The sequence below is a fragment of the Priestia aryabhattai genome, assembly GCF_023715685.1.
Lineage (GTDB): Bacteria > Bacillota > Bacilli > Bacillales > Bacillaceae_H > Priestia > Priestia aryabhattai_B.
In genome coordinates, this window is the sequence record NZ_JAMBOQ010000001.1 from 980,294 (window position 1) to 994,174 (window position 13,881).

11 protein-coding genes and 1 other RNA gene are annotated in these 13,881 nt (G+C 39.2%); 1 reads left to right on the plus strand and 11 read right to left on the minus strand.

Annotated features, from left to right (window positions below; genetic code table 11):
* Window positions 1-76 precede the first annotated feature (76 nt).
* The 5 genes from recD2 to cymR form a co-directional block, all read right to left on the minus strand.
* A complete protein-coding gene (recD2, locus tag M3225_RS05125; RefSeq protein WP_251391488.1) occupies window positions 77-2,434 on the minus strand; it encodes an SF1B family DNA helicase RecD2 in 2,358 nt (785 codons plus the stop codon).
* 24 nt (window positions 2,435-2,458) lie between these two features.
* Window positions 2,459-3,118 carry a tetratricopeptide repeat protein gene (locus M3225_RS05130; protein WP_251391490.1) on the minus strand — a complete coding sequence of 220 codons (660 nt, stop codon included), beginning with the start codon at window positions 3,116-3,118 and terminating at the stop codon, window positions 2,459-2,461.
* 158 nt (window positions 3,119-3,276) lie between these two features.
* On the minus strand, window positions 3,277-4,389 hold the full coding sequence (gene mnmA, locus M3225_RS05135; RefSeq protein WP_251391493.1) for a tRNA 2-thiouridine(34) synthase MnmA: 1,113 nt from the start codon (window positions 4,387-4,389) through the stop codon (window positions 3,277-3,279).
* Between the two features lie 106 nt (window positions 4,390-4,495).
* Window positions 4,496-5,638: a cysteine desulfurase family protein gene (locus tag M3225_RS05140; RefSeq protein ID WP_251391495.1), complete on the minus strand. Its 1,143-nt coding sequence runs from the start codon at window positions 5,636-5,638 to the stop codon at window positions 4,496-4,498.
* 23 nt (window positions 5,639-5,661) lie between these two features.
* Window positions 5,662-6,078, minus strand: coding sequence for a cysteine metabolism transcriptional regulator CymR (gene cymR / locus M3225_RS05145; RefSeq protein ID WP_016765621.1), 417 nt, complete (start codon window positions 6,076-6,078; stop codon window positions 5,662-5,664).
* A gap of 226 nt (window positions 6,079-6,304) precedes the next feature.
* Between cymR and M3225_RS05150 the strand changes: the two genes are divergently transcribed.
* Window positions 6,305-7,582, plus strand: coding sequence for a replication-associated recombination protein A (locus M3225_RS05150; RefSeq protein ID WP_251391497.1), 1,278 nt, complete (start codon window positions 6,305-6,307; stop codon window positions 7,580-7,582).
* Window positions 7,583-7,628: 46 nt separating this feature from the next.
* Here M3225_RS05150 and pstA read toward each other — a convergent pair whose 3' ends face one another.
* The 6 genes from pstA to aspS form a co-directional block, all read right to left on the minus strand.
* Window positions 7,629-8,558: a phosphate ABC transporter permease PstA gene (gene pstA, locus M3225_RS05155; protein ID WP_251391499.1), complete on the minus strand. Its 930-nt coding sequence runs from the start codon at window positions 8,556-8,558 to the stop codon at window positions 7,629-7,631.
* Window positions 8,555-9,442: a phosphate ABC transporter permease subunit PstC gene (gene pstC, locus M3225_RS05160; protein WP_013059300.1), complete on the minus strand. Its 888-nt coding sequence runs from the start codon at window positions 9,440-9,442 to the stop codon at window positions 8,555-8,557. Before pstC ends, pstA begins: the two co-directional genes overlap by 4 nt.
* 124 nt (window positions 9,443-9,566) lie before the next feature.
* A complete protein-coding gene (locus tag M3225_RS05165) occupies window positions 9,567-10,451 on the minus strand; it encodes a phosphate ABC transporter substrate-binding protein PstS family protein (RefSeq protein WP_251391501.1) in 885 nt (294 codons plus the stop codon).
* A 422-nt stretch (window positions 10,452-10,873) separates the two neighbouring features.
* A complete protein-coding gene (locus tag M3225_RS05170) occupies window positions 10,874-11,638 on the minus strand; it encodes a tRNA threonylcarbamoyladenosine dehydratase (RefSeq protein WP_013059302.1) in 765 nt (254 codons plus the stop codon).
* A gap of 162 nt (window positions 11,639-11,800) precedes the next feature.
* A non-coding RNA gene (ssrS, locus tag M3225_RS05175) (6S RNA) lies at window positions 11,801-11,982 on the minus strand.
* Between the two features lie 119 nt (window positions 11,983-12,101).
* Window positions 12,102-13,880, minus strand: a complete 1,779-nt coding sequence (aspS, locus tag M3225_RS05180) for an aspartate--tRNA ligase (RefSeq protein ID WP_251391503.1) — start codon at window positions 13,878-13,880, stop codon at window positions 12,102-12,104.
* Window position 13,881: the final 1 nt, after the last annotated feature.

A 13,881-nucleotide genomic window follows, 5' to 3' on the forward strand; every position in this document is an offset into this window, starting at 1 on the left:
ACTTTATTTTCTGACAATTAGCAAAGAAGGATGGTAACAAAGGAGTTTATTTAACTCTTTGTTAGCATGCGAAAGGTTACATGAAATCATACGGCGTAACGTTTTCCATCCCAATATTTGCATCTTTCATATATGGAATTTCGGGATCTTCTATATCGTTATCCAAATTTTCTCGAAGCAGGGGCTGTAAATTCGTTTGTCGAACGCTGTCTTCATTTCGGCTGACTCCAAGCTGAAACGCTTCGTCTTCTCCGCATAAAATTAAAAACTGTTTGCTTCGCGTAACGGCGGTATAAAGTAAATTGCGTCGGAGCATCCGGTAATAGCTTTTGACAATTGGAAGTACGACAATGGGAAATTCACTTCCTTGTGATTTATGGATGGAACAGCAGTATGCATGGGTTATTTGATTAAAGTCTTGCTTTGTGTAAGTCACTTCATTTCCTTCATATGAAATAACCAGCATATCCTGTTTTTCCGTATTTTCTTTGGCAAAGAAAACTGAGACGATTTCCCCCATGTCTCCGTTAAATACGTTGCTATCCGGCTGATTTACAAGCTGCAGCACTTTATCTCCTATTCGGTACGTAATATCTCCGTGCTTAAGCTCTCTTCTTTGCTCAGAAGCCGGGTTAAATAATTCCTGAAGAACTTCATTCAATTTATCAATCCCTGCAGGACCTTTATACATAGGAGCTAGAACTTGAATGTCTTTAGCCGTATACCCTTTTTTTAACGCATTCCCGCAAACTTGTTGGACCACGTTCGTGATGTGCTGTCCTTGACAACGAATGAAGGAACGATCTCCTTGCTGCCTAGATAAATCTTCCGGAAGCTTTCCTTTTTTTATTTCATGAGCCAAATCAATAATCGATGATCCTTCCGCTTGCCGGTATACATCTGTCAGGCGGACGGTAGGAACTACTTCTGAATTCAGTAAATCTTTTAACACCTGTCCCGGACCTACTGAAGGAAGCTGGTCTTCGTCTCCCACGAGAATAACCTGTAAATTAGCAGGAAGAGATTTAAACAGCTGATGAGCAAGCCACAAATCTACCATCGATACCTCATCCACAATCAGTAATTTTCCCTCAATTGGATTCTCCTCATTATGATCAAATCCTTCTTGTCCGTTCCATTTTAATAATCTGTGAATTGTAACTGCCGGAAGTCCCGTCGCTTCGCTCATTCGTTTAGCAGCACGTCCAGTAGGCGCCACAAGTAAAACAGGAAAAGCTTCATCTTTTTTATAGTCTCCTGGATTTAACGAACATCCGTGAAGTTCTGCATAGAGTTCAACTATTCCTTTAATAACCGTCGTTTTCCCTGTACCTGGTCCACCTGTTAAAAGAAGCATTGGAGACATTAAAGCGGTTTGTATTCCTTTGCGCTGAGACGGTGCATACTGCACGTCTAATCGCTCTTCTAGCTCACCCAGAGCTAATAAGAATTCTGATTCTGGAAACTGCTCTTCGTACTGCGTTTGAGCCATAATTTTTTGAATAGCTTTAACCAGCCCTTTTTCAGCATAGAAAAGGGGAGGGAAATAAATTTTTTCGTCTTGAATAATAAGCTTTTTATCTACTTTTAACGCGTCCACTTCTCTTGTAAGATCCATTTCAGACAGATTCTCATGCCTGCTTTTTCGAAGAAGCTCGGCTGTTTTTCCGTACAGCTGATCTGCCGTAACGTATACATGTCCCATTTGATTGCATTCTTGCTCAATGACATATAAAATACCTGCACGCAAACGATCAGGATGATTTGTTGCCATACCAAGCCTCTTTCCAAGTTCATCGGCCCGGCTAAAACCAATACCTTGAATATCTTCTACGAGCTGATAAGGATTATTTTGAACAATTTCAAGCGCTTCTTGTTTGTACGCTTGGAAAATCTTCATCGAAAGCTGCGGTCCAAACCCGAGGTCTGTCAGCTTTACCATTACTTCTTCTAACCCTTGATGTTCACGAAGCTGCGTGACTAAAGCTTCTGCCTTGTCGGCTGAAAGCCTCGGAACCTCTTTTAGCACAGACTCATTTTGCAAAATACGAAAAATAGCGCGTTCTCCTAAAGCGTCCACAATATTTTCAGCGGTTTTTTTACCGATTCCGTGGAATAAATCGCTAGATAGGTACTGAACAACCCCTTGCCTTGATTGCGGAAGTTCTTTTTTAAACTGTTCAACATGAAACTGCAGACCAAACTTTGGATGCTCTTTGAAGTCCCCGTAAAACGTGTATACTTCATCTTCATTAAGCTTAGGAAAATAACCTGTGACGACTGTTTCTTTATCTTCAATCTCTAAATTTGTTTTTTTAATCCGTATCCGCGTAACGTTATATAAGTTTTCTTCGTTATGAAAGACCGTTACAATTGACGTGCCGCTTATATAATGACGTTCTGGCTGTGAAGGGTTCACTAGTTCTTCGTTCATGTTATCCTTCCTTTACCCGCTTTCTTAATGTTCTAATGTAGACAGAACTTGTTTGGCATTTGCTGCCATTACGTGATCTGGCTGCACTTTTAAAGCTTCATCTAACATCTCAATCGCCTTGTCTTTGTCATCTTTCATGGCATAAGCTACGCCTAAATTATAAAAAGCATCGGCATGTTCTGGCTCTTGATTTACTACCTTAAGAAATTCAGCAATCGCTTCATCTACCATTTCGAGCTGTGCTAAACAAAGACCGTACTGAAATTTTGCTTCTACATCATGTTCGTTTAGTTCTACCGCCCGCTGAAGATAAGGCATCGCAAAACGAATTTCTTCCATATGAAACAGCGTTAAACCAAGCATAAAGTACGCATCGGATGAATCTAAGCCTTTTTTGATTGCTAAATCAAAGTAGTGCTTTGCCTGCTCAAGCTGCTCTGCGTTAAAGTAAATGTTTCCTGCTCCGTAATAAGCTGTTGCCGTTTCTTCATCTAATTCAATCGCACGTTCATAAAATTTTAAAGCACGATCCATCTCACTAACAGCCGCTAACAAATTGCCAAAATTCACATACACAATCGGATCTTTTGGATTATCTTCAATTGCTTCTGAAAATGTTTTAGCTGCCTCTTCAAATTTCCCTTCCTGCATATACTGAATTCCTAGCTGATTTTTATCTGTCATTTTTTCGTTCACTCCACTGTTTTTAGTTATGATTTAAAAGATTTTCACATCATGAAAATCTAGAATATGTAAGTTATTAGTTTACCCAATAATTAAAGTATATCATAGAAAAACCTCAGCTATATACGGCCGAGGTTTTTCGTTCTTGCTTATATGAATTATACGTACCAGATTTGCTCTTCTTCTTGAAATACTTTGTCAATTGTTGCTCCACCAAGACATTCATCATCTTTGTAAAACACAACTGCTTGACCTGGTGTAATTGCGCGAACAGGTTCAGCAAAAATAACTTTAATTGTATCAGCATCGACTTTTTCAACGGTTACTGCTGAATCAGTTTGACGATAGCGGAATTTTGCTGTGCACGTCATTGGCGACGACCAGTCACGGTCGCTTACCCAGCTGACATTGGTTGCTGTAAGAGATGTAGAATAGAGCAGCTCATTGTGAAAGCCTTGATCGACGTACAAAACATTTTTTTCTAAATCTTTTCCGACTACAAACCAAGGTTCACCGCTGCCTCCGATGCCTAAACCATGGCGTTGACCAATTGTATAGTACATGAGACCGTCATGCTTGCCTTTCACTTCGCCGTCAAGCGTTTGCATCATACCTGGCTGAGCAGGAAGATACTGACTTAAAAATTCTTTGAAGTTGCGTTCACCAATAAAGCAAATACCTGTGCTATCTTTTTTCGTTGCTGTAGCAAGGCCTGCTTCTTTCGCAATTTCACGCACTTTTGATTTCTCAATTTCACCAATCGGGAACATTACTTTGGACAGCTGATCTTGTCCTAATTGATTTAAGAAATACGTTTGATCTTTATTTCCATCCACGCCTCGAAGCATTTTATACTCCCCGTCACGATACGCAACGCGTGCATAATGTCCTGTCGCTAGATAGTCTGCTCCTAGCGTCATTGCATGCTCTAAAAAGGCTTTGAATTTAATTTCTTTATTACACATTACATCAGGATTCGGTGTGCGACCTGCTTTATATTCATCTAAAAAGTAGGTAAATACTTTATCCCAATATTGTTTTTCAAAGTTGACTGCATAGTAGGGAATACCAATTTGATTACATACGCGAATAACATCGTTATAATCTTCAGTCGCAGTACAAACGCCATTTTCATCCGTATCGTCCCAGTTTTTCATAAAGATTCCGATCACATCGTATCCTTGTTGTTTTAATAAAAGAGCTGCTACAGATGAATCAACGCCTCCGCTCATTCCGACTACTACACGTGTATCTTTAGGTGATTTTGTCAACTTCGCCACCTCCGTTTTCTTCATTTTAATTAAATTGTTCGCTAAAAAGCGAAAGAAACGACACAAACCATCAGTGAGGGATGAAGACCCTACTGATGGCTGCTATTTACATCGTTAGTCGCTTAACGATGTTTGCTGTTTGACGTGCGGTTTTTTCAATTTGCTCAGCTGAGTTTCCTAAGCCAAAGCTAAATCGAATAGAAGTTGTTAAACGTTCAGAACCTTTTCCAAACATAGCAACAAGCACATGAGAAGGATCAATTGCTCCCGCTGTGCAAGCTGAACCACTCGATGCTGCAATTCCTGCTAAGTCTAAATTTACCAGCATCGATTCAACATTTGTTTTTGGAAATGATAAATTTAACACATGTGGCAGAGAATTTTCAAGATGTCCGTTAATTTCAAATGAAATACCTTCTTCTTTCAACACAGCTACCATTATTTCTTTGTATCTTCTATATTCATCTGCACGTGTTTGCAGCGTTTGTTGCGAAATTTTCACAGCTTCTTCAAACCCGACGATACTTGTCATGTTCTCTGTTCCAGCTCGTCGTTTGCGCTCTTGTTCTCCTCCAAATAGCAAAGGAGACAGAGAAACGTGAGCAGCTGCATATAAAAAGCCAATCCCTTTTGGTCCGTTAATTTTATGAGCCGAAACGGATAAAAGATCGACACCTAATTGTTGCACATTTAACGGAATTAATCCATAAGCTTGCACTGCATCCGTGTGGAAATATGCTCCATGCTCTTTTAATAGAGTCCCAATTTCTTCAATTGGCTGAATAGCACCTACTTCATTATTTCCAAACATCACCGAAACAAGAATTGTTCGATCCGTTAGGGCTGATTTTATTTCATCCACAGACACTTGTCCGTACTTGTTAACAGGCAAATACGTCACTTCAAAACCCTGTGTCTCTAAGTATTCACACGTATGAAGCACAGCGTGGTGTTCAATTTGCGTGGTAATAATATGATTTCCTTTATGGCGGTTTCCAAGAGCTACTCCGATCAGTGCCATATTATCTGCTTCTGTTCCACCACTTGTAAAAATAAGTTCATTTTCTTGTGCTCCAATACTTGCTGCAATCGTTTGGCGAGCTTCATCTAAATAGCGTCGACTTTCTCGCCCGTAGTGATGAATACTAGACGGATTCCCAAAGTACTCATGCATAAAAGTCGTCATTTTTTCAACGACTGCTGGATGTATTGGAGACGTTGCTGCATGATCAACATAAATACGTTCCAAAATAAACGCCTCCTAGCTCATTATTAAATATAAAACATATAAGACGCTTGATCATCATCAGAATGATTCGCTAAATCCTCAAGCGTTGTACTATCTAATACTTCTTTAACTGCATCTCGAATACGAATCCACAGCTCGCGTTTTGCAGGCTCTTCATCTTCAATTCCTTCTACAGGACTAATAGGACCTTCTAAAACAGAAATAATATCACCAGAAGTAATATTAGCAGGTTCATTTGCTAAGATGTAACCTCCATAAGCTCCGCGCACGCTTTTTACAAGTCCGGCGTTACGCAGTGGTGAAATAAGCTGCTCTAAATAATGTTCAGATAAGTCGTGCGTTTGAGCAATGGTTTTAAGCGAGATAGGGCCTTCGCCAAAGCGCTTCGCAAGCTCAATCATAATCGTTAAACCGTAGCGTCCTTTTGTTGAAATTTTCATACGATACACTCCTTCAATACACTTTTTTTATTTATGAAAAAAATAAGACTCTCACGTTGTCACTGAATGCTGTGATGAGTCGTTTTTTACTAAGCTATATGAACTTCTCTCTACACGTTTCTTGCAAATGCAACTGTTGATATTATAGCATACTATGCCTATAAGATAAATTTTGACCAACTATTCACCTCTTATGATACAGTGAAAGAAAAGAAAGGAGACAAACATGGCTACAAAACCTCTCGCATTTCGAATGCGTCCCACTTATTTAGATGACGTCATTGGACAGCAGCATTTAGTTGGCAAAGATAAAATGATTTATCGAATGGTAAAAGCAAACCATTTAAGCTCAATGATTTTATATGGACCTCCAGGTGTTGGAAAGACAACAATTGCCACAGCTATTGCTAAAACAACCAACACGGCTTTTCGTCAGTTAAATGCCGTTGTAAACAATAAAAAAGATATGGAAATTGTTGCTGAGGAAGCTAAAATGTCAGGCAAAGTGATTCTGCTGTTAGATGAAGTTCATCGTCTTGACAAAGCCAAGCAAGACTTTTTGCTTCCTTATTTAGAAAATGGCATGATTATTTTAATCGGAGCGACAACTAGCAATCCTTATCACGCGATTAACCCTGCTATTCGAAGCAGATGCCAAATCTTCGAATTAAAATCCCTTACACCAAATGATATCAAAATGGCGTTAACAAGAGCGCTCAACGATTCATCTAACGGATTTGGCGACAGAAAAATTGTCGTAGAAAATGACGCCATGAACCACTTTGCCAACAGCTGTAATGGTGACGTGCGCTCAGCTTTGAATGCTCTTGAACTGGCTGTTTTATCAACAAGTGAAAGCGATGGTAAAATCGTTATCACCTTACAAACGGCGGAAGAATGTCTGCAGCAAAAATATTTTTCACATGATAAAAATGGTGACGCTCACTATGATGTATTATCCGCTTTTCAAAAATCGATTCGCGGCAGCGACGTAAATGCCGCTCTTCACTATTTGGGACGGCTGCTTGAAGCAGGAGACTTGATCAGCATCAATCGTCGCCTTTTAGTCATTGCCTATGAAGACATTGGACTAGCTGATCCGGATGCTGGCATGAGAACTCTAGCAGCTATTCAAGCAACTGAGCGATTAGGACTTCCAGAAGCACGTATCCCGCTTGCAAACGCCGTTATTGAGCTTTGCCTATCACCGAAGTCCAACGCTGCTTACAAAGCATTAGATAAAGCCATAAGTGATATTAAAAAAGGTATGTCCGGCAACGTTCCCCCTCATTTGAAGGATGCTCATTACAAAGGAGCAGAGAACCTTGGCCGAGGCGTTGAATATCAATACCCGCATGATTTTGAGAACGGATGGGTCCCTCAACAGTATTTACCGGATCGCATCAAAAACAAACAATATTTTCATCCTAAACAAAATGGACAAGAAAAATACTTTTCAAAAGTTTTCAATCGTTTAGAGACATTAAAAAAAGAAAATGGCTGAAACTGATGCTCAGTTTCAAAGCCATTTTCTTTTTTGTCTTTATATATTAAGCTGCACTTTTAACGTCTTTTCGTTTTTTCGTTTTTGTTGAACCTTTAAAATAGCTGTCTAAAAGTTTCGCGACTAAACGAGCGACTATGTTAAACAACAGAACCATAATGATTAGAATAGCAGCTGACTTTGTTGCAATCAATCTTGCATCAGGTACGATTCCTTCCGAGTTTAATTTCCAAATGTGGACGGCAAGCGTCTCTGCTGGTCGAAAAATATTAAACGGGTTTACAGGGCTTGTTAAGTCGGCGTTTGAATTTAACATTGGCGTCGTTAAGCCAGCCGTATAAATCAACGCAGCTGCCTCTCCAAAGATTCGTCCCGCTGTTAAAATAACGCCTGTGATAATTTGTTGAATCGCTGATGGAATGACTACTTTGACAATTGTTTGCCATTTAGTCGCACCCAAACCTAAACTCGCTTCTTTTACACTCGCAGGAACAGATGCAATCGCACTTTCACATACGCGCGTTAAACCCGGTAAATTTAAAATCGTAATCACAAGTGCTCCGCCGATAAGCGTATAGCCCCAGCCTGAAAATGTTACGAAAATTAATAATCCAAATAAACCAACTACAATGGACGGTAATGACGCCATTGTCTCAATACATAAGCGGACGAAATTTAAGAAACGACCTTGCTTCGCGTACTCCGCTAAATAAATTCCGGCTCCTAAACCAAGAGGAATTGAAATGATCAGGGTTAAAACAAGCATGTAGAACGAGTTAAATAGCTGCGGTCCGATACCGCCTCCTGCCATCGTATTGCTTGGCTTTCCAAATAAAAAGTTCGGATCCCAAAACCCCCAGCCCTTGGCGATAATTTCAACAACTAAATACACTAATAGCACAACAACTAGAGCGGCAATGCCATAAAAAATACCTGTCCATATATTATTTACTGTGCGCGCATTTTTATTTCTCATTGATGAGCACCTCGTTTCCCAATTGCTCGGATAATTAAAATGAACACGAAAGAAATAAGCAGTAAAATCATGGCTAACGTCCACAATGCGTTATTCCATGCCGTTCCGTTTAACGTATTAGACATATCCATTGTTAAAATGCCTGTTAATGTTGCCGTTGGGCTATATAAGCTTTCAGGAAGCTTAACCGTATTTCCGATAACCATTTGAACAGCTAGCGCTTCTCCGAATGCGCGGGCAAGCCCTAACACGATACCTGTTAAAATACCTGTTTTAGCAGATGGAATAATCACTCGGCTAATTGCCTGCCATCTTGTTGAACCTAATCCATAAGAAGCTTCTAAATATTCAGGTGCTACACTTCGAATTGCATCGTCAGCAATACTTGCAATTGTCGGAAGAATCATGACGCTTAGAACAATAATTCCGGCAATCAAACTAAAGCCCACTCCGCCGAAGTTATCGCGAAGAAGCGGCACTAAGATTGTAACCCCTAAAAGACCGTATACCACCGAAGGAACTCCAACTAAAAGTTCTAAAACCGGTCGTAAAACCGTTGAACCAAATTTAGGCGAAATATAGTTGTTAAAAATGGCGATAGCAATTCCAATTGGAGCGCTTATAATAACGGCTCCGATTGATACAAGCATGGAACCCAGAATAAATACAAGTGCCCCGTATTCTTTGTTGTTCGGGCTCCATTTTGTTGAAGTCAACATTTCACCGATTGATATATTGCTTTGTAAAAATGACTGTATGCCTTTTTCACAAATAAATACGATAATAGCTAACGTAACAAGTACAATTAAAATACCGCAAAATGTAGAAAGCGTACGGCCAATGTATTCGCTTTTTACATAATTAATGGATTTTTTCCCCTTCATCGCTCTGTCTCCTTACATATTCCGTATATATTCGCTTTTCTTTTTATTCGCTATATACTTTATTAACATTCAAATAGAATAAGACTGACTGTGTTAGTCAGCCCTATTCTTTTTAAAAACACTCTTATTTTTTGAACTCAGTCATTGGGATATAACCCATATCTTCTACTTGCTTAGCAAAGTCTTTACCAGCTACATAGTCAATGTACTCTTTTGCACCATCTTTTGGCTCACCGTTTGTAATCATGTACTCATAAGACCAGAACGGATATTTTTCAGAAACAATGTTTTCTGTTGTTGGCTCCACACCATCAATATTAAGCATTTTTAAACTTTCTTTTTTATCGCCAATTAAATACGACATAGCAAGGTAACTTACTGCTCCTGGCGTTGAGTTTACTGATTGCTCAACCGCTCCATTTGAATCTTGAGCTGTACCAACGCTGTCATTTACTTTTGCGTCACCCATTAATGTTTTCTCAAATGTAGCACGTGTACCAGATGATGCTGGACGGTTGATTACGTTGATTTTTTCGTCGTTTCCGCCAACTTCTTTCCAGTTTTTAATTTCACCAGAGAAAATCTTTTGAATTTGCTCTTTTGTTAACGATTCTACTTTTACATCTTTATTTACAACAAGTGCGAACCCAATGCCCGCTACTTTCGTATCGACAAGTTTATCTGCTTTTGATTTATCTTCGATTTTATCGGCTGCTGGAACATCAGAGTTTCCAATGTCAACTGCTCCTGATGCTACTTGGTTAACACCAGTTCCACTACCTCCACCTTGTACCGTTACTGAAAGGTTTGGATATTTTTCAGTAATTCCATTCGCTGCTTCTTCTGCAAGTGGTTGTAAAGCTGTAGATCCTGCCGCTGTTAACGTACCTGACACTTCTTCTTTGCTGCCCGAACCACTGTCGTTGCTTGCTCCCTCTTTACCACATGCTGCTAGTGCTCCTACCATTAAAAAAGCTGCTAATGTTACTTTAAAACCCTTTGTTTTCATTGCATTACCCTCCAATAAATGTATGTGTAATTAGTACTAGTCCTTTGTACTCGAACAACAGGTACAAGACACATTATACGAGTAGATTGTTGTCTTTATATAAAGTGAATTTTAAGTTACTGTAAACTTACTTATTTGGGGTTTATTTTTTCTTGTTTCTATCAAAACCCTTGATATATAAGGACTTCTGAATGTTACTGTATAAGATTCAAAAGAAAGAAAGCGAAAACGTAAATTTTATGTAAATACAGCGTTAAATAAATTTACATAAATCTCTTTTTTTAATACCGTGTAAATTCACCATCAATCCACATTTTTCAATTTATTAGTACTTTTTATATATATCACACAGAAGATTCCATCCAAAGCATAAATAGAACAGATATTTCCATAAAAAAAAGAAGGCTACAATAGCCTTCTTTTTATTCATCACCTACGCGACGAATCTTAATATCACTTAATAATTCATTGATAACATGACCGCCCATAATTAATCCTGCTACAGATGGAACAAAAGCATTAGAAGATGGGGGCATTTTCGCTTTGCGAATTTGCGCTTGATCATTTCCTACTTCTTTGCGAACTTCTTCGCGAATAACGATTGGACGTTCATCAGAAAAAACGACGTTAATTCCTTTGCGAATTCCTTCTTTACGCAGACGAGTGCGAACCACTTTTGCAATCGGATCTGTATGTGTCTTTGAAATGTCTGCAATTTTAAAACGTGTGGGATCCATTTTATTCGCAGCACCCATACTTGAAATAATCGGAATATCACGTTTTAAACATTCTTTCATTAAATGAATTTTATACGAAATCGTATCGGATGCATCCACTACAAAGTCCGGTTTATAACTAAAGAACTCTTCATACGTTTCTTCCGTATAAAACATTTGAAGAGAAACGACGTCACAGTCTGGGTTAATATCTAAAATACGCTTTTTCATTAATTCTGTCTTGGGCTGACCTACCGTAGAAAGCAGCGCGTGAATTTGACGATTTACGTTCGTAATATCAACATCGTCTTTATCTACAAGAATTAAACGCCCTACTCCTGACCGGGCCAAAGCCTCAGCAGAAAATGACCCTACTCCCCCTATCCCTAAGATAGCAACTGTGCTGCCTTTTAAAGTAGCTAGCCCTTCTTTTCCTATCGCCAGTTCATTACGCGAAAACTGATGCAACATTTTAAAACACTCCTCTATTAAATACACCATGGTGTATGAATAATTCAAATAAACAACGAAATTGACTATACCATATTTTTAGCAAAACGAACATGAGCATTCGTTATTTATCCATAAAAAAACTCTATGCAAATAATTACATAGAGGATTTCTTATATGTACGCTAGTCCCGATTGTGCCGTCTCGAGTGCCTTCGTTTTGAACCCGCTCTCGGCAGGTGGGTGCTCTGCTTTAACCATTGTAAGTCCTCGAGATGAGGCATGTACGCTCGTTAAAAACTCCGAGCTCCCAAGCAAAAAATTGTTCGGTCAAAACTGGATTAAGGACGAACACATCAGGACTATTTAGTTCTTGAAAGTATCTTATCACAGAAAAAATCACTTTGCAATTAATAAGTAAAACAAAAAAAATCGAGTCTGTCATGTTCAGGTGACAGGCTCGATTTAACAGACAGTTCAATCGATTATGCTTCTGTTTTTTGCTTTTTTATCTGCAAATGTAACTCGTCTAATTGCGCTTCACTTACTTCACCAGGTGCGTTTGTTAATAGACAACTTGCACTTGCTGTTTTAGGGAAGGCAATTGTATCACGCAAGTTTGTGCGTCCTGCTAGAAGCATAACTAAACGGTCAAGACCTAACGCAATTCCACCGTGAGGAGGAGTACCGTATTCAAATGCTTCGAGTAAGAAACCGAACTGCTCATATGCTTCTTCTAATGTAAATCCAAGCGTTTTAAACATTTTTTCTTGAATATCACGCTCATAAATACGTAGAGATCCTCCGCCAAGTTCGTAACCATTCAATACTAAGTCATATGCTTGTGCACGAACTTGCCCAGGATCGCTCTCTAACATTGGTAAATCTTCACGAACTGGCATTGTGAATGGATGATGAGCCGCGTAGTAACGGTTGTCTTCTTCGTCATGCTCAAGAAGAGGCCAATCTGTTACCCATAGGAAGTTAAATTTCGTTTCATCAATAATTCCTTGTTCTTTTGCAAGCTTTAGACGAAGAGCGCCAAGCGCATCTGCTACAACTGACTTTTTATCAGCTACAAATAAAAGTAAATCTCCTTCTTCTGTTTGAAGAGCTTCAGCAAATTGTTTTTGCTCATCTTCATTAAAGAATTTTGCAATTGGTCCTTTTAAGCCGTCTGCTTCAACTTTCAGCCATGCTAATCCTTTAGCTCCGTAAATTTTCACGAATTCTGTTAAGGCATCAATATCTTTACGTGAATAGCTAGACGCGGCACCTTTTACGTTAATCGCTTTTACTTCTCCGCCGTTTTCAACTGCTGCGCTAAATACTTTGAACCCGCAGTCTTTTACAAGCTCTGATAAGTTAACTAGTTCCATTTCAAAACGTGTATCCGGCTTATCTGAACCGTAGCGACTCATCGCTTCATCATATGACATCCGTGGGAAAGGAGTCGTTACATCTAAATCTTTTACACGCTTCATTACTTTAGACATCATTTCTTCTGTCATTGTCATGATGTCCTCTTGAGATAAAAATGATGTTTCAATATCGATTTGAGTGAATTCAGGCTGACGATCTGCACGCAAGTCCTCATCACGGAAGCAGCGAGCAATTTGATAATAACGCTCAACTCCGCTTACCATTAGCAGCTGCTTAAAGATTTGCGGTGATTGAGGAAGAGCATAAAATTCACCTTCGTGCACGCGGCTTGGCACAAGATAATCACGTGCGCCTTCTGGCGTGCTTTTCGTTAAAATAGGTGTTTCAACATCTAAAAAGTCATTTTGATCTAAGAAGTCACGAATTGTTTTTGTAATGTCATTGCGCATTTTAAGCGTATTGAACATTTCAGAACGTCGAAGGTCTAAATAACGATATTTTAATCGAACATCTTCTGATACTTCCGTTTGATCCGCAATTGCAAAAGGAGGTGTTTTGGCTTTGTTTAACACCGTAATCTGCTCAGCGTGAACTTCAATTTTACCTGTTTTTAAGTTCGGATTAACGGTTCCCTCTTCACGAGCTACCACAGTTCCTTGCACTTCTAGTACGAACTCATTACGTACATCTTCAGCAATTTTTAGCGCTTCAGCAGATTTTTCAGGATTAAATACAACTTGTACAACTCCGCCGCGGTCGCGTAAATCAATAAAGATTAATCCCCCTAAATCACGGCGTTTTTGAACCCATCCTTTTAATAGAACTGTTTCGCCAGTTGCTTGTTCTGTTACATCTCCACAGTAGTATGAACGTTTTGTCATC